This is a genomic window from Nostoc piscinale CENA21, from assembly GCF_001298445.1.
Taxonomy (GTDB): Bacteria; Cyanobacteriota; Cyanobacteriia; order Cyanobacteriales; family Nostocaceae; genus Nostoc_B; species Nostoc_B piscinale_A.
Genome location: NZ_CP012036.1, coordinates 4,604,894 through 4,628,628, shown reverse-complemented (window position 1 = coordinate 4,628,628; position 23,735 = coordinate 4,604,894). Strand labels below are relative to the sequence as shown.

Here is a 23,735-nt window from a genome sequence, read left to right as displayed (position 1 = left end):
ACATCTACACATAAACACACAATGACAACATCAGTAACCTTCGCTCCCGTCATTAACTACAACAGTTCCTCCTTTGCTGGTTATCCAAAGGTAGTTGGAGACTTCAACAAAGACAACATTTTGGATTTAGCATACTTAGAATATGGTAAGTTATACGTTGCATTTGGCAATAGCTCAGGTAGCTTTAACTTTGCTTCTGCCCAATATTACAGCGTTGGGTCTGGAAGTAGTTATAGCTATTCCCCCAGTGATGTAGCAGTAGGAGACTTCAACGGTGACGGCTACCTAGATTTGGCAACCGCCAACGACAATAGCCCAACTGTATCGGTGCTACTCAACAATAAATCTGGTGGCTTTAGCCCTGCCATTACCTTCAACGTTGGAACTTATTTTGATGACGTAAGAGTAGGAGACTTTAACAACGATGGCAAAGATGATATTGCCGCTGGCGGCCGTTCAATCACATCAGTACTGTTAGGTAATGGCTCTGGTAGTTTCAGCTCTTATAGTATCATCGACGTTGGCTCATATCTTGGAATGTATGATGATTCTGAAGATGTGACATTTGGCGACTTCAACAATGACAATATTTTAGATTTAGTAACTCCAAATGGAGATGCCAACACAATATCAGTGTATCTTGGTAATAGCTCAGGAAGCTTTGGTATTCCTACCACGTACGCCGTTGGGCATTATCCTGATGCAGTAGCAGTAGGAGACTTCAATGGCGATGGTATCCAGGATTTAGTCAGCGTCAACTATGATGACAACACTGTATCTGTGCTGCTAGGTAATGGTAGTGGTAGTTTTCTTAATGCAACTACTTTCGCTGTCGGGAGTGGCCCATACTATGTAAAAGTAGGAGACTTTAACAACGATGGCAAAGATGATATTTACACAGAAAATGATAATGGCATCTCAGTGCTGCTAAACAACACCATCTTCCAAGGCAACCTCACCAACCCCAACAAAGACGACATATTCCAAATTGGTGGCAGCAAGTCCACCAAAATCAAAATCAAAATCCAAATCAAAGGGCGCAGTTCCGCCTTACTCAATGAACTCGGTGTCTTCAACGTTGATGACAGCGAAGGAAAAATCGATGGCGTTGCACCAGGCGCAGCAGGTTATCAAGAAAAAGCCCTCGCCCGCGCCAAAACTATCTTCTCAGTTCTAGTCAACAACCCCACAGGCTTTAGCCCCGAAAACCTCAGCCGTATTCTAGAATTTAACGGTGGTACACAACTACGCTTTTACTTGAAATCTCAAGGTAGCATCATCTTCTCCAGCACTACCACCCAGCAAATCACTTCGTTAAGTACAGGTGGCTTCTCCATCGGTTGGAAAGATGGTTCACGCGGCAATTCTTTATTTGACGACTTGCAAATCAGTGTCCAAGAAACCAATGAAGATTTAGCCATCGGTATCGGTTTACAAGGAAAATCAGAAGGTGAAGCGATTGATTTGCGCGAATATAGCAGTGATAGCCTAATTGCTGGTAATTTTAGCGTTTACCGCGAAGCATCATACAACAACTATGTCGGCTTTTATAAAGTTGTTGATGAAAGCGGTGGTATTGATACCAATGGTGATGGTACAGCCGACGTTCTTGTTGGAGACGCTGGTTATCTGCAAGCCGCCATTAACCAACGGGTGACAGGTATTGGTTTATCGGTGGCTAATCAAGGTCAAGGTAATCATAATGGTAACTTTGCAGGTGGTGGCATCTATGTGCCGTTCTTAATTGTCAACGGTGGTGTTGATGCTTTGTTAGATAGCAATACCAGCAATGATCCAACTGTATTCTTTACGTTTTTAGGTGCCAACTCTGACAAAACTCAGCATGTGCGGATATTAGGTGATAATACCTTCGGCTTTGAGGATTTGGTTGGTGGCGGTGACAATGATTTCAATGATTTCATTGTCAAGATTAATTTGACTGCTTCAGCGTAATTAGTACAGGACTGTCGCAAGAAGATAATTGGTTGAAATTATAGCGGTTCTTACTTGCTTGTAATACAGTCGGAACCCCACCCCCCATTTGCTAACGCAAACGCTCCCCTCCCCGCACGCGGGGAGGGGTTGGGGGTGGGGTTGAAATGTACCTCATCCAACCGAGAACCGCTATAGATTTGACATACTCCCCACCATTCAATGGTGGGGATTTTATGTTTAAATAATTAACTTATTTCTAAATCACTCAATGTTAAAGTAAAGGTTGTCCATCCCTGATGGCTGGTGACTTGGATGCTACCTTGCAGTTGTGTGACTAACTTCTGCACAATTGCTAAACCCAAACCTGTACCACCTTGGTTCCAAATGTCTGCATCAGGGAAGCGGTAAAATTTTTCAAAAATTCTGGGTAATTCATCAACGGGAATTTCTGCTGAGTTACTGATGGTAAAAATTATTTTGGCGGGAATTTCAGCAGTTTCGTGGCTGACACTCAATACAATTTCACCGTCAGCAGGTGTATATTTACAAGCATTATTTAGCAATTCTACTAAAATGCGTTCTAAGCTAGGACGGTCAGAAAATAATGCGGGTAAATTTTCCGGTAGATTGAGTTGCAAGGTTTGTTGATGTTCTTGAGTGCGAATTTGAAATGGCTCGATGAGCCAAGGTAGCCACTGTTGTAGAACTAATAAATCAGGAGCCAGCAGTAGATTTGATGAATTTTCCAGGCGTTGTAACTCTAATAAGTCGTTAATTAGTGCCATTTCTCGATCGCACTCTGCTTCTAAAATGTTCAGAAAGTAATGCTGTTGTTGAACAGCCGTTGATATCTGCAACATTTGAATCATGCTTTTCATGTGATAAAGTGGCGATCGCAATTCGTGGGAAACTAAATTTAAAAAGTCATTTTTAAATTGATTGAGTTGCTCCCATTGGGCGACAAGTTGCTCTTGCTGTATTTGCTTTTGTCGCGCTGCCATTGCTTGTAGTCTTTCTGTCACATCCCGAAACACTAACACCGCACCTACGAGATTATTTTTGTCGTCTTTGATGGGTGCTGCACTGGTGTCTATTGGTGTTTCTGTACCGTTTTGAGCAATTAAAATAGTTGTGGTTGAAAAAGGTGCGAGCGCCTCTGATTCTAAAACTACTTTAATGGGATTTTCTAAAGGTTCTCTAGTATTGATATCAATAATTTTAAATACTTCTGCTATATTTTTGGTGATCGCTTCTGCCTGTGTCCACCCTGTCAACTGTTCTGCTACCGGATTCATAAAGGTGATCAGTTGATTGCGATCGCTAGATATGACCCCATCACTAATACTATTGAGTAATGTCGTCAACCATTGTTGGTTAGTTTTCAATTGTTGTTCTAATTTATGCTTCGTCAGCACAATTTCAATATTAGTTTTTAGTTCTCTCTCTTTAAAAGGTTTGAGTAAATAACCAAATGGTTCGGTTATTTTAGCTCTCTCCAATGTATCTTCATCTGCATAAGCAGTTAAATAAATTATCGGTATATCTAAATATTTATGAATTTCTGCTGCTGCTTGTATGCCATCCATTTGCCCTTTTAAACGGATATCCATAAGTACTAAGTCAGGACTAAATTCCATAGCTTTATTAATTGCTTCTTGTCCAGAAGAAGCAATCGCAGCAACTGTATAGCCAAATTTTTTCAGTCTATTTTGTAAATCCTTAGCAACAATAGATTCGTCTTCAACAACTAAAATATTCGCGTCTGTCATGTATTTGTATTATAAAATCAATTACCTATCATAGACAAATTAAATATCGAAAAAACAATTATATGTAATTAGATTTTTTTTCTGAATCCTCCTGCTTAAATAGTATTTCTTTTAATTTAAATTAAGGGAAATGTTATTTGAAACTCTACACCAGCATGACTGTTAATCTTAATGCTTCCTGAGATTTGTTGAGTTAATGCTTCAACCAACTGCCAACCTAAAGAGGCTGTATTTTGAAAATTAAAATTAGGTGGTAAGCCAACACCATTATCGCTAACAAAGATAGTAAATTGCTGGTCTAAATCTTCTCTAATTCCTACATAAATTTCTCCAGCTCTCCCATTAGGGAAACCGTATTTTAAAGAATTAGATACTAATTCATGTACAATTAACCCACAGGGAATCGCCAAATCTAAACCGAGTAAAACTTGATTTTCAACATTAAATCTTAAAGAAACTGCACCTGCATTAATTCCATAAGTGCTAAATAAACTTGCAACTAAATCTTGAAGATATTCACTAAAATCAATGCGAGCTAAGTCAGGAGATTGATACATTTTTTCATGTACCAAGGCCATTGATTCGATTCGCTGCTGACTTTTTTGAAAGACATACATATCTTCTTGGTCTTGAATATAATCAGATTGCAAATTTAGCAGACTAGAAATTACTTGTAAATTATTTTTGACTCTGTGGTAAATTTCTTTGAGCAAGACTTCTTTTTCGAGTAATGATGCTTGAATTTGTGCTTGAGATTGTTTGCGATCGCTAATATCTTCAATCACAGCAATAAAATACTTTGGTTCTCCCGAAGTATGGTATGTTAACGAAACAGTCAAGTTAATCCAGATGACAGTACCATCTTTGCGAAAATAACGTTTTTCGATTGAATATGTCTGAATATTACCTAGTAATATTTCATCAACATATTTTAAAGATTCATTTAAATCATCTGGGTGAGTAATTTCCTGAAAGGTGCGTAACTCTAATTCCTCGGCTGTGTAACCAACAATATCGCAAAGCCTTTGGTTAACTAATAACCATCTGCCATCTAAACCTACATGGGCAATTCCCACTGCTGCTTGATGAAATGCCGTCCGAAATCGCTCTTCACTATCTCTTAATGCCTTTTCTGTTTGTTTACGTTTAGTAATTTCTGCCTCTAATGATTGGTTGATTTTTTTTTAACTCTGCTGTGCGTTCTTCTACTTTAGTTTCTAGTTGTGCGAGTATTTTACTTAAAGTTTCTTCGGCTTGCTTACGTTCAGTAATATCTGTATGCGACCCTACCATACGGATGACATTATTATTTTCATCCCACAAGGCTTGACCCCGATCTAATATCCATTTATACTTCCCATCTTTACAAAGCACCCGAAATTCTTTAGCGTAAAATGGTGTGAATTTTGCAAAATGATCTTGAACAGCTTTGACTACAGCATCTAAATCATCTGGGTGAATTCTTGTCCAAATTTCTTGCAGATGATTTTTAATTTCATCGTCTTCATAACCAAGCATTTCTTTCCAACGAGAAGAGAAAAAAACTTGATTTGTTTTGATATTCCAATCCCAAATCCCATCATTATTGCCACGCAAAGCTAATTGCCAACGTTCTTCACTTTCTCTGAGTACTTCTTCTGTACGTTTGCGTTCAGCAATTTCTGTGGCTAGTTGAGAGTTTGCAGCTTCTAGTTGTGCATGGCTAGGTAAAGCTAATGCTTGAGGTATTAATGGCACAAGTTGTACCGCTGTAGTGACTGAAATCAAAGCTGTAATGGCTTTAATCAACCCTGATAACCAATAAGTTGGATACCAAAGTGTCCAAACATCCATGACATGAGTTGTACCGCAAGCAATGATAAATGCACCAAACATTAAAAATATCCAGTCAAACGGCAAATCTTTGCGTTTGCTGACAAAATACACCAGCATGAATGGAATTGAATAATAAGCTATTGCAGTTAGTGAGTCGGAAACAACGTGCAACCAGACTAATCCCGGCTTCCAGAGATAGCAATGTCCGTGGGGAATAAACTGGTTAGGAAAAAAAAAATTATCTAAAAACGCCATCCTCAAAACCTGTTAATTGTAAAAGTCTTTACCGGAGGGTCATGGTTGTAGAAGAGTTTTCTCACTTCTCAGTGTGTAGCCACTCCTAAAGTACTTATATCCTTCATACTGCATAAGAATCAGCTTTTTAACTAAGTAATGTAATAAATATTGATTGACATCAACTTATCTCAAAAGGCAGTTGCTTGTTACCGTAAATTTTCTGAAATTAAGTTTATATTGTATAACAAATATAACTTAGTTTTGATAACTTTTGTCTTGATTAGTTATCTTAGGAGCAGTTAAGTCACATTTTCAGAGAAATGCTCAGTTAAATTGGAGGATAAGAACAAAATGAAGCGTTTTTGGACTGGAATTATCGTATTATCTAGCCTATGGATAGCACCTAGTTGCTCATCAGTCACAAAATCTGACAAAACGCAGGTATCTGGTGGTGAATCACAACATACTGATCATCAGGATAATATGTCGAGTCAACATCAGGGACACTCAATGGAACATCCTGGTGATGAAGCTAAAACAAACATTACTACCCAAGCAAAACTAACTACGCCAAAAAATTTGTTACCAAATCAGCCTGTTAATTTAGTGATTAATGTTCAAGATACTGTCGGTAAATCTATAGACAAGTTTGATACTTTCCAAGAAAAACTGATGCACTTAATTATCGTGCGCGAAGATTTAGCCACTTATGATCATATTCATCCCACTTACAAAGGTAATGGACGTTTTGAAGTGAGTGCAAATTTCTCCACTCCTGGTAACTATAGTTTGTTTAGTGACTATAAACCCTCTGGACAAAATGAGGCATTATCATTAATGCAAGTTAAAATTCCCGGTTCAATTCCCTTACCAAAAAGTTTAGAAAAGTTTGAAAAAACTAAAGTTATATCTAATACTAAAGTTAATCTTGATGTTGCAAATCAAAATATCCAGGCTGGTAAGGAAGTTACTTTAAATTTTGATATCAAAGATGCGGCAAATAATCAGCCAATTAAAGATTTAGAGACTTATTTAGGTGAAAGAGGTCATTTAGTAATTGTGAAAAGTTCATCACCCTTGACAGTTAATGATTATATCCATGCTCATGCTCTCAAAAATAGTGCAGATGGACAAATAAAATTCGTCACTAACTTTCCTCAGCCTGGAACATATAAACTGTGGATGCAGTTCCAGCGTCGTGGTAAAGTTGGTACAGCAGATTTTTGGGTAAATGTAGTGTAAGTTCTGCGATCGCCTATTACAGTGTTACTAATCGCATCATTATCAGTAAACATAAGGCGATCGCTACTATGTTTATATAATAAGAACTATACATCTATCTAAAAGTAGATTTTGAGAATTATTTAAAATAGCTGAATATGATATTAAATTTGTTGCATGAGGATTGCAATTAAGTATTAATCAGTTTATTGTGTTTGATTAAATCACGTAAATTTGTACTGTTTGTTGAGAAAAGTAGGTAAAAAAAGTAGTAGGGAGAATAAATCTATCATGTTCACCCTACTATCTTAGTACTCTATTAAAACTTAACTTTGCAGTATTTCAATTCAACAGAAAGTGATAAAACCGTGTTGCAAAAGTGTTCTGTGTAATTGAATGTACAAGAAACTATAAGGGCTTGCTGGCATGAGACTATCTGAGCTAGATCCACTCATACCGCTAAATGATTTAAGAGAAGAACTCTTGAAGTTACCAAAGGGCTACTTGTTTTACGAAGAAGAACTGGTAAATTTTTTATCTCGCAGAAGATGGCCTGAGAGCGATCGCCGCATTGACCGAACAACTTTTTGGCGCTGGCGAAACGATAACGGAATTGAACGCCAAAAAGTATTTAGTCGATTGGATTTGCTCAAACTCTGTCGCATCTGCGACCACTACCGTGTAGATGGAACTCGTAATGAGTATTTATCAATTATGAAACAAAAAAAAGAGTTAGCATTAAACAGATGAGGCTGAATATTTAATAACAAAATACAAAAAACCCGATTTTTCTGACTAAATCGGGTTTTATTATTATTCAAAACTTATCTCAAATAATAGAAAGCCACTAAGTAGCTCAGTGTTAAAAATTATCATTATCGTAAAGCTTTTGGTGCATTACGGCTAAAATCAGATTACATCTATCGATAGTTAGAGAATATATGAAAATAGGGTAAAGTAAATCATCCTATAAGTATGAGGTTTTCATTTAATTATTTATAGAGAATTTAAAAAACTCATCTAGTTGTAGACGTTGAAAGTGCCACTATGTTCACCATTGGTGATTATGTGCTGAATCAACAAACGGGTCATCTAGGAAAAGTGATTGGTTACGGACGGCAAACTATGAATCATAATATGCAAACCGTAACTCTTAGAGTATTAGTAGCTGAGACTGTTAATTCTCGAAGACGAGAGTTTGTTTTTGAGGATCAAGTTTCAGCATGGGTAAAGTGGTCAACTGAAACTTATCAGTTCAGGAGTGCTGAGTTGAAAGTGCTGAGTGCTGAGTGAAACCCTATAACTAAAGTTAGGGGATTGAAATTAGGGCTTTAAACCCTATGTCCTGAGTGTAATTAATTTTACTTCTTACTCATCACTTATCACTGTTTCGGTAAAATACAATAATCAAAACCCAAAATTCAATATCAATTTTGTAAAAATCACGAATGAATAATTAGTTTATCTAGATGACCAAAGGTTCCATATATATGATGCAGGATGTAATTTTCTGCCTCCAAGAAGCGGCTGCTGAGATAATATTAAAACCCTCTTCCACACCTAAACAACTAACCGAATGCTTGATTTCACCTCTTTGTGGCTGTGCTAATCCTGGCGAAGAAATCAAATGTGAAGATTGCCCTTATCTTGAGGCTTGCTTGTCTAGGATTAAGCTAGAAAATAGCGAGTAATGCTGGTGATTACATCTAGCATTTTTAATCCAATAAACTAGCAGAATTGACATCTAAAAATAAAGTTGCCTGTGATTGACGGCGGAGAATTGATGCTGGACAATCGGTACTGATTATTTGTTGTAACATCTGTTTTACTATCTGGGCTTTGCGTTTTTTCTGGTGCTAGGCAGATAATTTTTTTTGGCTGTACAAATTAATGGCAGTGTGACAGTAAAAGCATACTGTGGCACACTGTCAATATTGGGGAAATGACCAGTATTTACTTGTTGTTGGCGATTGACTATATCTAATTTCACCAACTTGACACTATAAGGATCATGAAAATTAGCCACATCAGGATCATTAAAAGCTAAGTGTCCATTTTCGCCAATACCTAAGCAACATAAATCTATTGGCTGTGCTTGGAGTAATTGCGTGTAGCGATCACATTCAGCCACAGGCTCTAATGTATCACCTTCTATATAATGAAATTCCTGCGGAGTCAGTTTATTTTCTACCCGTTCTCGCAGATAACGTCGAAAACTCGCGGGATGATCAGCCGTAATTCCTAAATATTCATCTAAGTGAAATAAAGTAATTTTTGACCAATCTACACCACCCAACTGAATTAACGCATCTAAAAATTTGAGTTGGGAATTCCCTGTTGCTAACAAAACAGCAGCTTTACCCTGTTTTTCTAAAATATCCTTTAAATATTTCCTGGTAATTTGTGCAACATTCTCAGCCATTTCAGCTTCAGAATTGTAAACTTGCACTTGTAAATCATCAACACGAAAAAAAGTTTTTGGCAGCAACCATTTTGAAGTATGAAGTGTGAAGTCTGAAGTTTATTAGCAATGTAGGATTTGAGCGTGAGACAAAGTAGAAATTTGCTGTAACGCACTACCACCTACCAACAAGATAACGGTTAAAACATCATCTCCGCAGTGCGCCACCCTATTTAATTATATGAACTTCTTCTTTTCATACTTCACACTTCTTAAGGTAAACTGTGTAAAGTAAAGTTAATATTTATTTACACTTAAAGAATTATGCTGGCAGCAGTTCTCTTTGACTTGGACGGCACTATTGTCAATACTGATCCGATACATTACCAAGCTTGGCAGCAAATGTTGGCAGACTACAACATTGAAATAGATGAAAAATTCTACAAATCTCGGATTAGTGGCCGCTTGAATCCAGAAATTGTCAAAGATATCTTGCCGCAATTATTACCAGCAGAAGGGCAGAAATTTGCCGACGATAAAGAAGCACTGTTTCGTGAACTAGCTTCCCATCTGCAACCGTTGAGTGGATTTACTGAACTCCTAGCTTGGACAGAGACACATCAGCTAAAACGGGCATTAGTTACCAACGCCCCTCGGTTGAATGTAGAATTTGTGCTTGAGGTTTTAGGAATTAAAGAAGCTTTTCATACAGTGGTTTTGGCAGAGGATTGCACCGCAGGTAAACCTGATCCTACACCTTATCAAGTGGCTTTAAACAAATTACAGATTAACCCGGAGAAAGCCATTGCTTTAGAAGATTCACCTTCTGGTATTCGTGCGGCTGTTGCGGCTGGTATTCCTACCATTGGTATCGCCTCCACCCACGATCCACAAAATCTGCAAACAGTCGGCGCGTTTATGGCAATTCCAGATTTTACCGATTTGCAGTTGTGGACGTTTTTAAATTCTTTGACTGAACCAGATTTGAGTGCGATTAATTTTTAGAGTTTAATCGCTCCTAGGGGCTGTTTTCAAACTCTCTGATCCCCCCAACCCCCCTTAAAAAAGGGGGCTAAGAGACATCTTAAAGTCCCCCTTTTTAAGGGGGATTTAGGGGGATCTAAAAAATTAAAAAGCTAAATGAATAGTTTGAAAACACGCTCTAGCTCCACTTTAATCTAAAAAACTTGCCTGCACAGGTTTCGATAATGTGTGGTGACAAGATGGCGATCGCACAAACTCTAATTTTTAACACAGTAACAGTTTCTGCTTTCTGTGTAAGAGCTTCTGCTTTCGCATTTCCGTGTTACGCGCAAGGTGTAAGAGCTTCTGCTTTCTGTGTAAGAGCTTCCGCTTTCGCATTTCCGTGTTACGCGCAAGGTGTAAGAGCTTCCTCTTTCGCGTTTCCGTGTTACGCGCAAGATGTAAGAGCTTCCGCTTTTGCGTTTCCGTGTTACGCGCAAGGTGTAGCAACTTCCACATTCACGTTAAGAATAACAGACTTGTGTTATGTCATGTCTGTCTAAGTATTTTTCGTTACATAGCTGGCTGATCGTTCGCCGTTAGACGTTGTTTAAGGGTAGGTACGTAGCGATTCGCAATTTATTTGCGTCAACATTTTTGTCGGCTATAAATTACGAAGTGCTGGCGATCGCTTGACTTTCAAGACAGTCGCTACACCTAGTCAATAAAGCGTAGCATTCTATCTTCTATTTCTGCCCAAGTTTGAGGCGATACTATCACTGCGGCTTGTTTGCACTGCAAGATTAAATAGTTGGCATATAGATAGTTGTCCCAAGCTTCTAATTCTTTTGTAGATAAACTCACCATTTTTAAATTTAAATTAAAGGCTTTGAGCAAGGTTTGTCGGATTGTTTTGGCGAATTTACGCTTTACAGTTAATAATTGATTATTATCAGGAATAGCTGCCTTTAAATCTTGTAGTTGCTTTATTAAATTAGTAAAGTGTAAGTTATTGAAGATTTGTAATTTTTCAAGAGCGCGGGTAGCTTCGATAGATTGAGCAATGGCGATGGCGTTAGCGATGTCTTTGGCGTTGGCGTTGGCGTTGGCAATGGCGATGGCGTTGGCAATGGCTTTGGCGTTAGCGATGGCGTAGGCGTTTGTGTTGGCTTTGCCGTAGGCGTTAGCGATAGCGATGGCGTAGGCGTTTGTGTCGGCGTAGAAGTTTGTGATGGCGTAGGCGTAGGCGTAGGCGATGGCATAGGCGATCGCTCTTTTACCGACAGGTTTTATACCTCCTAGTGATCCGGTTGTTTCTTGCTCTGCCCATTTTAGTAGAGCTTTTAACTTCGGCGTGTTAATGTATTTTTGTGCTGCTTTTTCCATTTGCAGCAATAGCTTATCCGCATTGGGACGCAGCAAACCTGATATTAATAAAAATACCTCTTTCCAAGTTATATCTATTAAATGATGACTAACTAACTCATCAATTAATTGCCAGTCGCAAATATATTTAGCAGTTAAATACTCTTGCAGCGTCAAATGAGAAAACGCATAGGCATCTCGTACCCTTTCCACTAAAATCCCTTGTTCTATTTGAATTGCTTTTAAAACTGCTTCTCTGTTTAGAGTTTTAGGTGCGTTTTCATTTTTGTTTAAATTATTTTGAATTTGTTTTATTAGCTTATCTTTGGTAAAAAATAGCCGATTTTTTTCAAATCCGCGATAAGCTATTTCTGCTAGCAAGCTTTCTTCGATCTCAATGGTAAAATCCTTAAAAACCGGGTCACGTTTGACTCTTTTTTCAGCCAACCATTTATCTAATAAAATATCTAAAGCTTTTTTATATAATTCGCTGCGATTGTTAGTAAAACTGTGATATTCATCGTAGTAAAGGCATATAAAAGTCAGCAATAGAGGAGTTCTCCCTAATTCTTTGGCAGCCTCATTTTCTTGCAGTAATTCCCAACATTGCCTCGCAGTATCAGCTTTAATATCTTCTTCTGTCTGAAACCAATTATGTATAAATTGTTTTATTTGTTCATCTGTAAATTCAGCAATCTCGACATTTTCAAATTTTTTAAATTGTTGATGATAAGCAGCAGTGCGACAAGAAACAATAAAACGATTTTTTTGATATTGATTAACAAAAGCTTGTATTTGTGCAACGGCTGCATTCAAGTTTTTAGTCGGTACTTCATCTAATCCATCAAATAAGATTAGTAATTTTCCTGCCTCTAAAAGCTTTTTGGTTAAAACTTCGTTTGCAACAAAATCACAACAGTTAAACTCTTGATACACTAATTTCTCAATATTAATCTTATCGCCACTTAATCTTTTCAATTCAATCAAGACAGGAAGGCATTCATATTTCAATTTACCTTGTTTTCCTCTGAGTGTTTCTAATCCCATCTTGCGTAAAAATGTGGATTTACCACTTCCAGGCGCACCTAACACCATTAAGTATTGATTTTGATTAGCAACTTCTATACCTTCTTTTCTCGCAGTGTTCTCTGAGCTAATTCTTCCCCTTTTAGCTGTTCTAAAAACTGCTTCTAAATCCTGGAGCGATAATGAATTAGCTATTTCCTTATCGCTGAGAAATTGAACAGCTGTATAAATATAATCCAAGGGTACGAACTGTTTCATTCCCAAAACTCTTAATTTGCCATATCGCTTGTAATAATTTTGGTAATATTGCGAGGCAGACTTGAGAACTTTTGGCGGAATTTGTGGGTTTGAGGTATCAATTACTTGGCTTAGAATTGTGGCTAAATATTTACTAGCATCGTTAATTGCAATAGCTTGATCTAAACTAGCACGGCGCACTGCTGCTAATTCCAAGCTACTTAAAATTTGCCTAGCTTCTCCTCTTGCTATTACTGTTTCGCTCATTTCACCGCCAGTAATAGTCAATCCTAAGCTTTCTAATTCTTTAATTGTCTCACCAACAGCATTTTTTACTTGCTGCTTTTGCAGATCAATCAATGCTTGGCGATATGCTTGGCGATTAGGAAAATCTGCGGGTTTGAGATTAGGAACGAAGTTATTTTCTGGTTGTGAATCTTTGCCTTCAAGCCGCATAATCACCAGTAATTCTTCATCGCCTCTGGCTTCTTCTAGCTCTTGTTTTAGCAAGTCGTCGATTTTTTCTAGATGCTGAGGTTCTAGTCTCATAATTGCAATAAATTTCGGTTAACATTTCAATCTTCTTTAGATCCCCCCAACCCCCCTTAAAAAGGGGGGCTAAAAAAATTTCTTGTACCCCCTTTTTAAGGGGGTCGCCGTAGGCGGGGGGATCTGAATCTAGGATGATCCAACCTTTATCCGAAAAGTATTGCTCATAATTGTACTTGAATTAAGCCGTAGCCTTGGCGGTCTGATGGAGCTTGTAAAGTTTCACATCTAGCAAATAATTCTTCTTTCAAATCTAAAACTTCTATATTTGGATATTCTTCTAAAATTAAGGCAGCAATTCCTGAAACAATCGGTGTAGCCATTGAAGTACCGCTAATTGCTTCGTATTTATCTCCTGGTATTGATGAATAAATATCTTTTCCTGGCGCAACTAAATTCGGCACTAGATATTGATGGGAACCTATATTTAATGTAGCACTGCCACTAAAGCCAGCAATGCGCTTGTCAATAGTTGAACTACCAACGGAAACTACATCCCGATAGTTACCAGGGCTGCGGGTACGATTTCTGCCTTCATTGCCCACAGCACAAACCGGTAAAATGCCAGATAAAAGCAAACTTTCAATTGCTGTTTCCATATCTGGTAAATAGCCAATAAACCCAGCCGATATATTGACAATGCTAATTTCTGGTTGTTGGCTTACCCAAGACAGCGCCAAAACAAAATCAGAAAGATTGCCAGTACCACCAGGAATTATTACCCCACTAAAAATATTAGTATTGGGAGCAACACCAATTTGATTGCCGCAAATTAATCCCGCAACATGAGTACCATGTTTGTGTGTATCAACACTAGGATTCATGGGCAGTATCTGAGAATTTTGGGCATCAAAGGTCAAGGCTTTGGTTATTCTTCCCTTTAATGCTGGGTGGTTGCCATATACCCCAGTATCTAAAACTGCAATGGTGATATCTTGACCTGTGTATTCATAACCTTTTTGACGGCAATTATCTAAATTAATTGCTGCTAAATGCCATAAATCAGATTGAGAAATTTCTGTTTTTAAATCAGTTGCGCTGGCTTCGGGTTGAATTAACTCAATTGGTCGGTCTTCTGTGATATCAGCATCAGGTAATTCTTCACGCATCCTGGCTGCTTCTTCTTCGGTCATTTTTACAATAACCGTACCTGTAATCACCGTTTCTGCTTGAGCAATTTGAATTACACCATCCTCTCGCGCGTCGGCAATCCAGCGTTGAATTTCTTGATAAACTGAGTCTTGCTGCCAAAAAGCTTTTACTTCCGCCGCTTGCATCCTCCGACTTTGAGGCGTTAATTTTCTTGACATCAGGGAAAGAGAGCGAGTAACTGAGGAAGTTTTAGGGCGAATAATATACAGCTTCATGAAATTGAAGGGATTTTAGCAGCTATTCTTTCACTCCTCAGTCTATGTGACTCTAGCTATAACTAGATAAATCTTTAGACATTCTTCTTCTGGTGTCATAGCTATTACTCTGCTCTGTCGCTGCGCTAATTTTCTGATATGGCAGACGCATCACCATTACGAATTAATATTACTGTACTTGTTCGCTGCTGAGGTGAGCGATCGCTTGTTTAATCCAATCTTCCACATAAGCATCTTTGGGTAGTCCAATGTCTTCACTAACAACGTGTAAGGCGTGGCTGACTTCGTGGGCTGTGTAACCCAAGGCAAACAAAGTCATCTGCACTTCTTCTAAAATTCCTGGTGCTGGGCCGCCTGTAGCGACGAAGAACCCTGCTGATTTGCGCCATTCAATCAATTTACTTTTCAGTTCTAAACAGATGCGTTCTGCGGTTTTTTTGCCCACTCCAGGGGCTTGAATTAAGATTTGGGTGTTACCTGCGATGATGGCTTGGACTAAATCGGGTAATTCCAAAGTATCTAAGAGAGCGATCGCCAAGGCTGCACCAATCCCGCTAACCGTTAGCAAGTGGCGAAATAAGTCCCGTTCTGCTGGTGAAGCAAAGCCATACAGTAAAGGCACTTCCTCCCGAATTTGGTAATGAGTGAAAATTTGCACCACTCCGCCTGATTCTGGTAACTGCTGTGCTAACCTTTGGGGAACTTGCAAATCGTAACCAATACCATTGACTTCGATCGTCAAAATAACGCGACTACCGCCAATTGTCTGAACACCCGCAACAAGACCTTTGAGATAACTAATCATAAGAATCCACAATATTACAAAACTTTTAGAATTCCCTCAACACAAGGGTTTTGTACTTAGTACCGATAGTCAGTCGGATTTTTAGTATGCCATTGAGCATTACCAAATATGATTCCCTCTTCATAGCCCACAGCGAACAATGCAATATCATTACCTGAATCACCGCAGACAACTGTTTTTTCTGCTGCAAATTGCTATCTTTGCCGAAGAAACTCCATTGCCTGACCCTGAACGCTGAAAAACGGTACAATGTCGAGGTCAAAACCGTTGTGAGAGATTAACTTTATATTTAAAGCATACTTTCGTGATTTTGTCTCAATCTGTGGTAAAATTTTATCTGCAAATTCCGATTTTAAGAGAAAAATTATCTGACACAGACCTTGTTGGGGTTGTGCGATCGCTGCAATCAGGAAATTGATTCGTGACTCTACTGGACTGACAAGAAGAAAATTAACCGCAGATAAACGCAGATGGACGCGGATGAATTTCGGTAGTCTACTACTTATATGTAGGACTTATACCAACTCTGTGTGAAGTTACACTGAATCAGATAACGAACCACAAAGGGCGCAAAGAACACAAAGAAAGAAGAGATAAAATATTTACAGAGATTGGTGTACTACCCTACGGGAAGCCGCTTGCGCGTCTACGTTTTCTTATGATTAACATCTCTCTACCTTGCCCCCCTTGTCTACCTTGTCGCCCTCATCCCCCTCATCTCTCCAAACAGGCGCTACACTAACAAGCTGACTTTTCCAAAGTTCAGACAAGGAAGTTTAATTAACCTTTTGCTAGGTATTTCTTAACCTAGCTGGGATAGCGTGAAGCACTGAATCTAACAATCATCTCATGGTGCGATCTCCCAAGCTGTAAAGTGCATCTTTGCGGTTTATATTTTCATGGCAAATTTGCGTAGACGCGCAGCGGCTTGCCAGGGGCATCGCCTGTTCACAAACTCACAAATTGTTAGTGAGTAAAAGTGGAAATCGCTTCTCTGAATCCTGATTTATCCATACCCAAAAATATGCAAGCTGGTAAAACTATCACCAACATAGAATTTTTAGGACAACAGATTTTTGCTACAGGTTTTGTTCCTTCTGGTGTAGCAGGAATTGTTAATGGTACGCCAACTCAAGTAGGTGGTTTATCTGGTCTTGCTTACGATGCTGCTAATAATCGTTACTATGCCATTTCGGACGATCGCTCCCAAATTGGCCCCGCTCGCTTTTATACTTTCACTGGTGATCCTGCCAATAATAGTGTGACTTTTACTAATGTCACTCCCCTGAGAGATACCAATGGTAATTTCTTTACGGCTTTGAGTTTAGACCCAGAAGATATTGTCTTAATTACCAACAATACAGTTTTCATTTCTTCGGAAGGAGAAGTCAATCCTGGGGCTGGTCGGGTAACAAATCCGTTTGTCAGGGAATTTTCTCTGACTACAGGTCAAGAATTGCGATCGCTAACTATCCCGACTAAATTCTTACCAGTAGTTCAACCAGATAATAGCCAAACATCTGGTGTCAGAAATAACTTAGCCTTTGAAAGCCTCACCATCACCCCAGACCAAACAACTTTATTCACCGCTACAGAAAACGCCTTATTCCAAGATGGGGCGGTGGCTTCTCTGACTGCGGGTACACCTTCGCGCATTCTGCAATACAACTTAGCTACAGGACAGCCAACTAAAGAATATCTGTATGTCACTGACCCAGTAGCAGAAACATCTAATCCTGAAACTGCATTTAGCACTAATGGCTTAGTAGATTTACTAGCTATCGATAATCGCGGGACAATACTCGCTGTAGAACGTTCCTTTTCTACAGGCGTTCCCGGTACAGGTAATACAATCAAAATCTACGAAATCTCTCTCCAAGGTGCAACTGATATCAGCAGCATTGACTCACTCAGTAGTTTGACTGCGGAACAATTAGCTGCAATTCAACCAGCCCAAAAACGCTTAGTGTTGAATTTGAATGATTTGGATTTACCAACGGGCTTGGATAACATCGAAGGGATAGAGTTTGGCCCCACCTTACCAGATGGTCGTCAATCTATTGTTTTGGTGAGTGACAATAACTTCAGCGCCACCCAATTTACCCAAATTCTAACTTTGGGTGCAGATTTAATTCCTACTGTTGCGCCGACTGTCGAAACCAGCCCCGCTTTGTTGGATGATGATATCCAAAATGCTGATGCAGATGACCCAGCGATTTATGTCAACGCCACCAATTCTGCTAACAGTTTGGTATTAACCTCGGTGAAAAATGGCGGGTTGCGGGTTTACAACTTGTCTGGTGAATTGTTACAAACAGTCAATCCAGGAGATATTCGCTACAACAATATTGATTTGCAATATGGATTTAAACTGGGTGATACCACAATTGATATTGCCGTAGCCAGCGATCGCGAAAATGATAAACTGGCAATCTTCAAAATTAATCCCAACCCCACAACCCCCGGTGAATATTTAGAAGAAATTACCGATAGCAGTCTTGGTACTATTTTCCAAGCAGCACCTTTTGAACCGCCTTATTCATCCAACGAACGCAGTGCTTATGGTTTGGCGCTATACCGCAGCCCCCAAAGCAATGATTACTATGCCTTTGTTAGCCGTCGGGAAACTGGAGACGTTGCTCAATTAAAACTAATAGACAAAGGTAATGGTCAAATTGGTGCAGAACTAGTCAGACAGTTTACCATTCCGACTACAGCAGGGCGATCGCCCCAAACCGAAGGGATGGTAGTAGACCAAGAAACGGGCTATTTATACATCGGTCAAGAAGATGTCGGTATTTGGAAATTTGACGCAGAACCCTACGGAAGCAATACAGGTACACTCATTGATCGCGTCCGAGATTTGGGTGGTAGTAACCTTAGCGATGATGTGGAAGGATTGACAATTTACTATGGTAGCGATGGTCAAGGCTATCTATTAGCTTCTAGCCAAGGCGATAACACCTTTGTGGCTTACAACCGTGCAGGTAATAACGAGTATATAGGTAGCTTTGCTGTCGGTAACAACGGGTCAATTGATAGTGTGCAGGAGTCTGACGGTGCAGATGTGATCAATGTACCTTTAGGCGCTAACTTCCCTAATGGTGTGTTTATCACCCAAGACGGTTCTAATGATCCCGCCGTACTTGTAGAAGATGATGGGGAAATTGAAAACATCAGCAGTAACTTTAAATTTGTTCCTTGGGAAAACATCGCCAACGCTTTCCCAGAAGCTTTAACCATCGATACCACAGGTTACGATCCCCGCAATCCTGATACTTCCCAGTTTGTCCCCAGAGTCACCCTCAAAGGCTTTGCTTCACTTCCGGCTGATACCTTTGCTGAAGGGCCAAGGTCTGGTAGTGCAATTACCGGAACCAACGGCCGGAATGTCCCCTTCGCCGCCCAACCGATACAAGGGTTTAGTGGTGTCCAAAGGGCTGATGATAATTCCTTTTACTTCCTCTCTGACAATGGTTTTGGTAGTCAAAATAACAGCGCAGACTACCTACTGCGGATTTATCGTGCTGATCCAAGTTTCCGGGGTGCAGAACCAGGGGGTAACGGTAGCGTCAATATTTTGAACTTTATTCAGTTATCTGACCCAGATAATAAAGTTCCTTTCCGCATTGTGAATGAAAACACCAGCGATCGCCTGTTAACTGGTGCAGATTTTGATATTGAATCTTTCGTGATTGCGGAAGATGGTACTTTCTGGATTGGTGATGAGTTTGGCCCTTACTTGCTGCACTTTGATGCAACCGGCAAACTGTTAGATGCACCAATTCCCACACCCAACATTACCAACCTCAACACCCTCAACGGTCAAACACCAATTGTCATCGGACACCGGGGCGCAAGCGGTGAACTACCAGAACACACCCTTGGTTCTTATATGTTGGCGATTCAACAGGGTGCAGACTTCATTGAACCGGACTTGGTGGTGACAAAAGATGGTGTCTTAATTGCCCGTCACGAACCGAATATCATCAACACCACCAATGTTTTAGATCATCCAGAATTTGCTGATCGCCTTAGAACTAAAATTGTAGATGGTATCGCTGAGGAAGGTTTCTTTGTTGAGGACTTCACACTCGCAGAAATTAAAACCCTCCGCGCCAGAATCCAGCCGAGTTTCCGCACTCAAGCCTTTAACGACTTGTACGAAATTCCTACCTTGCAAGAAATCATTGATTTAGTGAAGCAGGTAGAAGCAGATACAGGTAAGAAAATCGGCATTTATCCCGAAACTAAGCATCCCACCTACTTTGCATCCGTCGGGACAAAACTCGATGGTACTCCCATCAATCAAGATATCAGTCAAAAGTTAGTAGACCTCTTAGTTGAGAATGACTTTACTGACCCTGATAGAGTATTTATTCAATCTTTTGAGGTCGGTAATCTTAAGCAACTCAATAATGTCCTCTTCCCGGCTGCGGGGATTGATTTACCGTTAATTCAGTTATTGGATGCGCGTGATGTCAGAGTTGATGGTTCCTTGATTGAATATCAACCTTTTGATTTTGAAGTTAGTGGTGATTCTCGCACCTACGGCGACTTAAGAACACCCGAAGGTTTGCGAGAAATTGCTACCTACGCCGACGGAATTGGCCCTTGGAAACGGATGATAGTTTCGGTTCGCGGTGTGGATGCTAACGGTGATGGTCAAGCCGATGATGTCAACGGCGATGGATTAGTTAACGACGCAGATAAAACCTTAACTGCACCAACCTCTTTGGTAGGCGATGCCCATAATGCAGGCTTGTTAGTTCATCCTTATACTTTCCGCAACGAAGAGCGTTATCTGGCATCAGACTATAACGGTGATCCTCAAGCGGAATTTCGCCAGTTTATCAATTTAGGTGTGGATGGTTACTTTACAGATTTTCCTGGTACTGGTGATTTGGTGCGTGACCAGTTAACTGGGCAGTTTGTCAGGTCGCCGCAAAACCCTGATGTCCGCAACCTGCGAGAATTTAATACTTTAAGTGGTGATGCACCATTAGTTATTGGACATCGTGGTGCGAGTGGTGAACGACCAGAACATACCTTAGAATCTTATCGACTAGCGATCGCTCAAGGTGCAGATTTCATCGAACCTGACTTAGTAGCAACCAAAGATGGACGTTTAATCGCCCGTCACGAAAATGCGTTGGCAATTCTCAACAATGATGGTTCAGTTAATCTGACTGACACCAGCACCGATATTTACCTGCGTCCTGAGTTTGCTGACCGACTGACGACCAAAGTTATCGATGGTAGAACTATCAGAGGTTGGTTTACCGAAGACCTCACCCTTGACGAAATCAAAACTCTAAATGCAATTGAACGCTTACCGGGCTTGCGCGGAACCAGATTTAACAATGATGGGTTGAAAGTTCCTACCCTCGAAGAAATCATTGATTTGGTGCAGCAAGTAGAAGCTGAAACTGGTCGGAAAATCGGCATTTATCCCGAAACCAAACACCCGACTTACTTTGCTGTTGAAGGTAGACGCATTGACGGTACACCCATCAATACCAGTCTGGGACAACTGCTAGTAAATGTTTTAGTTGCGGAAAACTTTACTGATCCCGACAGAGTATTTATTCAATCCTTTGAGGTGGGTAATCTGCGGGAATTGAAACAAAATATCTTACCCGCCGCCAGAATTGATATCCCCTTAATTCAGTTAATTGGTGGCGCGACAGATCAGCCTTACGACTTTAGATTTAATGGTGACACTCGCACCTACGGCGACTTAATTAGACCGACAGGACTAGCAGCGATCGCAACTTACGCAGTCGGGATTGGGCCTAACAAACGCCTGATTATCCCCGCTACAACGGTAGACCGCAACGGTGATGGTAGACCAGATGACCTTGATGGTGATGGTTCAATTACCGATGCAGATAGAGTCTTGGGTACGCCCACAACCTTGGTACAAGATGCCCACGCCGCAGGTTTGCAGGTGCATCCTTACACTTTCCGCAATGAAAGTGTGTTCTTAGCATCCGATTACAACGGCGACCCACTAGCAGAATACAGACAGTTTATCGAGTTGGGTGTAGATGCTTACTTTACCGATTTTCCTGGTGTCGGTGATTTAGTCCGCGACCAATTTGTGGGACAGCCAGCCGTTGCTAACCTTGGTGGTTCCAGAGGCTTTGAAGGTTTAGCCATCAGTCCCGACAGACAAACTTTGTACCCATTATTAGAAGGTACTGTGGCTGGCGACCCTGCTGGTTCACTGCGGATTTATAAATTTGATGTCGCATCAGAACAATATCAAGGTTTGGTTGGTTACTACCGTTTGGATAACCCCAGTTATGCCATTGGTGATTTCACCGTCATCAACGAAAATGAATATCTGGTAATTGAACGGGATGGTTTGCAAGGTAGCGCCGCCCAATTCAAGAAAATCTTCAAAGTAGACTTCTCAAAACGCGATGCTAATGGCTTTGTGGAAAAAGAAGAAGTCGCCGATTTACTGAATATTCAAGACCCCAATGACTTGAATCGAGACGGTAGCACAACATTTACCTTCCCCTTTGTCACCATTGAAGATGTGTTGGTACTGGATGCGAACACTATCTTGGTTGCCAACGATAATAATTATCCCTTCTCCCAAGGTAGACCAGGAGACATCGACAACAACGAAATTATTCTCCTGCACCTAGACAAGCCCCTGAATTTAACTACTGGTGTGATTAGTGTTACAAGCACCACATCCAATACAACAGAAGGAAATTCCACCCCTGCAACCTTCCGCATTTCTCGTGCTGGTAATACCAATACGGCTTTAACCTTTAACTATACTGTTGGTGGTACTGCTACTAACGGTAGTGATTACGACAGCCTCACAGGTACAGCAACCATTGCGGCTGGTAGTTCCTACGTCGATATTGCCGTTAAACCAATTGATGATAATTTGGTAGAAGGCAATGAAACCATAACTTTGACGTTAGTTGATGGTAACAACTACGACCTTGCCAGAACTAACACCACTGCTACTGTTAGTATTAGTGATAGCGATCGCTCTCTCGCCCAAATTCCCAACAGTGATATATTCACAATCAAGGGTAGTGGTGCCAAAACCCAACTGCAAGTAGACCTCACCAGACGCAGTACTAGCCGTACCAATGAAATCGGTGTGTTTACTGTAGATGATGCCGCAGGTAGAATCAACGGTATCGCCCCAGGCGAAGCAGGTTACACTGAAGCCGCTTTAGAAAGGGCAAGAACCATCTTCTCTGCGGTGAATCGTGGCTTAAACAACGCCGATGTTTCGAGATTACTAGAATTTGATTCAGGCGACCAACTCAGATTCTATGTAGTTAGAAGCGGTACTAGTGATGATGTCCGCGCTGGTAATATCTCTAGCAACAATGTCATTTTCGCTAATCCCAACACCCAAAGAATCACCGACTTAGGTAACGATACATTCTCCCTCGCTTGGGAATTTCAACCAGGAAATGGTCAGCCTTTCCAAGATTTAGTGGTAAATATCCAATCGACCGACACAGTTTTACCAATTGGTACAGTTTTGCAAGGTCAATCACAAGCCGAACTCATTGACTTGCGTAACGTGACAGAATTGGTCACTGCTGATTTTGTCGTTAGCAAAGATGCAGGCTATAGAAACTACGCCAGTTTCTACCGAGTCACCGATGTGAATGGTGGTATTGACCTCAACGGAGATGGCCAAGCAGATATCTTACCCGGACAAGCTGGTTATACCGAAGCGGCTGTCCGCAACCGTGTTTCAGGAATTGACTTAACAGCCAACCGTGGAACAGCAACCTACTCTGCAACCCTGCAAGGAGGTTATATCTATGCGCCATTTATTATTGCCAATGGCACACCAGAAGCCGTTTTAGATAGTAACCCCAGAAATCCTGCGGTTTACTTCCCATTCTTAGGTGCTAACACCAGACAAACAGACCAAATTGCTTTGTTAGGTAGTAATATCTTTGGCTTTGAAGACTTGCCAAGAGGAGGCGATCGCGATTTCAACGATTTAATCGTCCGCGTTGATTTAAACATCGCCTAACAATCAATTTCAG

The 23,735-nt window shown here is 40.4% G+C and carries 13 protein-coding genes and 2 pseudogenes; 7 read left to right on the top strand and 8 right to left on the bottom strand.

Annotation, left to right across the window (positions count from 1 at the left end):
* Positions 1 to 21: 21 nt before the first annotated feature.
* The gene (locus tag ACX27_RS19910; RefSeq protein WP_062295123.1) at positions 22 to 1,953 is read left to right on the top strand and encodes an FG-GAP-like repeat-containing protein; all 1,932 of its coding nucleotides are present in this window, start codon (positions 22 to 24) and stop codon (positions 1,951 to 1,953) included.
* Between the two features lie 227 nt (positions 1,954 to 2,180).
* Here ACX27_RS19910 and ACX27_RS19905 read toward each other — a convergent pair whose 3' ends face one another.
* The 3 genes from ACX27_RS19905 to ACX27_RS34935 form a co-directional block, all read right to left on the bottom strand.
* Entirely contained in the window at positions 2,181 to 3,704 is a 1,524-nt protein-coding gene (locus ACX27_RS19905) for a hybrid sensor histidine kinase/response regulator (protein ID WP_062295122.1), read from the bottom strand.
* Between the two features lie 116 nt (positions 3,705 to 3,820).
* Entirely contained in the window at positions 3,821 to 4,858 is a 1,038-nt protein-coding gene (locus tag ACX27_RS19900; protein WP_256364405.1) for a PAS domain S-box protein, read from the bottom strand.
* Positions 4,851 to 5,774 (bottom strand): PAS domain-containing protein, encoded by a 924-nt coding sequence (locus ACX27_RS34935; RefSeq protein WP_062295120.1) that lies wholly within the window; start codon positions 5,772 to 5,774, stop codon positions 4,851 to 4,853. Before ACX27_RS34935 ends, ACX27_RS19900 begins: the two co-directional genes overlap by 8 nt.
* A 333-nt stretch (positions 5,775 to 6,107) precedes the next feature.
* Between ACX27_RS34935 and ACX27_RS19890 the strand changes: the two genes are divergently transcribed.
* The 4 genes from ACX27_RS19890 (at position 6,108) to ACX27_RS31065 (ending at position 8,668) form a co-directional block, all read left to right on the top strand.
* Positions 6,108 to 6,998: a hypothetical protein gene (locus tag ACX27_RS19890; RefSeq protein WP_062295119.1), complete on the top strand. Its 891-nt coding sequence runs from the start codon at positions 6,108 to 6,110 to the stop codon at positions 6,996 to 6,998.
* 405 nt (positions 6,999 to 7,403) lie between these two features.
* Positions 7,404 to 7,727: a hypothetical protein gene (locus tag ACX27_RS19885; protein ID WP_062295118.1), complete on the top strand. Its 324-nt coding sequence runs from the start codon at positions 7,404 to 7,406 to the stop codon at positions 7,725 to 7,727.
* Positions 7,728 to 8,024: 297 nt separating this feature from the next.
* Positions 8,025 to 8,270: a hypothetical protein gene (locus ACX27_RS19880; protein ID WP_062295117.1), complete on the top strand. Its 246-nt coding sequence runs from the start codon at positions 8,025 to 8,027 to the stop codon at positions 8,268 to 8,270.
* 197 nt (positions 8,271 to 8,467) lie between these two features.
* On the top strand, positions 8,468 to 8,668 hold the full coding sequence (locus tag ACX27_RS31065; protein WP_083468918.1) for a hypothetical protein: 201 nt from the start codon (positions 8,468 to 8,470) through the stop codon (positions 8,666 to 8,668).
* A gap of 24 nt (positions 8,669 to 8,692) precedes the next feature.
* Here ACX27_RS31065 and ACX27_RS19875 read toward each other — a convergent pair.
* Positions 8,693 to 9,465, bottom strand: a pseudogene (locus ACX27_RS19875) (glucosamine-6-phosphate deaminase).
* A gap of 237 nt (positions 9,466 to 9,702) precedes the next feature.
* On the opposite strand from ACX27_RS19875, the gene ACX27_RS19870 reads away from it, so the two are divergent.
* A complete protein-coding gene (locus ACX27_RS19870) occupies positions 9,703 to 10,383 on the top strand; it encodes an HAD family hydrolase (protein ID WP_062295116.1) in 681 nt (226 codons plus the stop codon).
* A 675-nt stretch (positions 10,384 to 11,058) separates the two neighbouring features.
* Here the strand turns inward: ACX27_RS19870 and ACX27_RS19865 are convergent.
* From ACX27_RS19865 to ACX27_RS34060, 4 genes and pseudogenes are all read right to left on the bottom strand, one after another.
* Positions 11,059 to 13,518 (bottom strand): NACHT domain-containing protein, encoded by a 2,460-nt coding sequence (locus tag ACX27_RS19865; RefSeq protein ID WP_062295115.1) that lies wholly within the window; start codon positions 13,516 to 13,518, stop codon positions 11,059 to 11,061.
* A 164-nt stretch (positions 13,519 to 13,682) separates the two neighbouring features.
* Positions 13,683 to 14,828 carry a S8 family peptidase gene (locus ACX27_RS19860; protein WP_158507407.1) on the bottom strand — a complete coding sequence of 382 codons (1,146 nt, stop codon included), beginning with the start codon at positions 14,826 to 14,828 and terminating at the stop codon, positions 13,683 to 13,685.
* Between the two features lie 226 nt (positions 14,829 to 15,054).
* The gene (gene ruvA, locus ACX27_RS19855) at positions 15,055 to 15,690 is read right to left on the bottom strand and encodes a Holliday junction branch migration protein RuvA (protein ID WP_062295113.1); all 636 of its coding nucleotides are present in this window, start codon (positions 15,688 to 15,690) and stop codon (positions 15,055 to 15,057) included.
* Between the two features lie 56 nt (positions 15,691 to 15,746).
* Positions 15,747 to 16,022: pseudogene (locus ACX27_RS34060) on the bottom strand (HAD family hydrolase).
* Positions 16,023 to 16,669: 647 nt separating this feature from the next.
* Here ACX27_RS34060 and ACX27_RS19850 point away from each other — a divergent pair.
* A complete protein-coding gene (locus ACX27_RS19850) occupies positions 16,670 to 23,722 on the top strand; it encodes a phytase (RefSeq protein ID WP_235526278.1) in 7,053 nt (2,350 codons plus the stop codon).
* Positions 23,723 to 23,735 lie beyond the last annotated feature (13 nt).

What these genes read in the sequence shown, in the direction of transcription:
- ACX27_RS19860 (WP_158507407.1), bottom strand. Translation starts at nt 14,828, where the DNA reads ATGTCAAGAAAATTAACGCCTCAAAGTCGGAGGATGCAAGCGGCGGAA.
- ACX27_RS31065 (WP_083468918.1), top strand. Translation starts at nt 8,468, where the DNA reads ATGATGCAGGATGTAATTTTCTGCCTCCAAGAAGCGGCTGCTGAGATA.
- ACX27_RS19880 (WP_062295117.1), top strand. Translation starts at nt 8,025, where the DNA reads ATGTTCACCATTGGTGATTATGTGCTGAATCAACAAACGGGTCATCTA.
- ruvA (WP_062295113.1), bottom strand. Translation starts at nt 15,690, where the DNA reads ATGATTAGTTATCTCAAAGGTCTTGTTGCGGGTGTTCAGACAATTGGC.
- ACX27_RS19870 (WP_062295116.1), top strand. Translation starts at nt 9,703, where the DNA reads ATGCTGGCAGCAGTTCTCTTTGACTTGGACGGCACTATTGTCAATACT.
- ACX27_RS19905 (WP_062295122.1), bottom strand. Translation starts at nt 3,704, where the DNA reads ATGACAGACGCGAATATTTTAGTTGTTGAAGACGAATCTATTGTTGCT.
- ACX27_RS19865 (WP_062295115.1), bottom strand. Translation starts at nt 13,518, where the DNA reads ATGAGACTAGAACCTCAGCATCTAGAAAAAATCGACGACTTGCTAAAA.
- ACX27_RS34935 (WP_062295120.1), bottom strand. Translation starts at nt 5,774, where the DNA reads ATGGCGTTTTTAGATAATTTTTTTTTTCCTAACCAGTTTATTCCCCAC.
- ACX27_RS19890 (WP_062295119.1), top strand. Translation starts at nt 6,108, where the DNA reads ATGAAGCGTTTTTGGACTGGAATTATCGTATTATCTAGCCTATGGATA.
- ACX27_RS19910 (WP_062295123.1), top strand. Translation starts at nt 22, where the DNA reads ATGACAACATCAGTAACCTTCGCTCCCGTCATTAACTACAACAGTTCC.
- ACX27_RS19885 (WP_062295118.1), top strand. Translation starts at nt 7,404, where the DNA reads ATGAGACTATCTGAGCTAGATCCACTCATACCGCTAAATGATTTAAGA.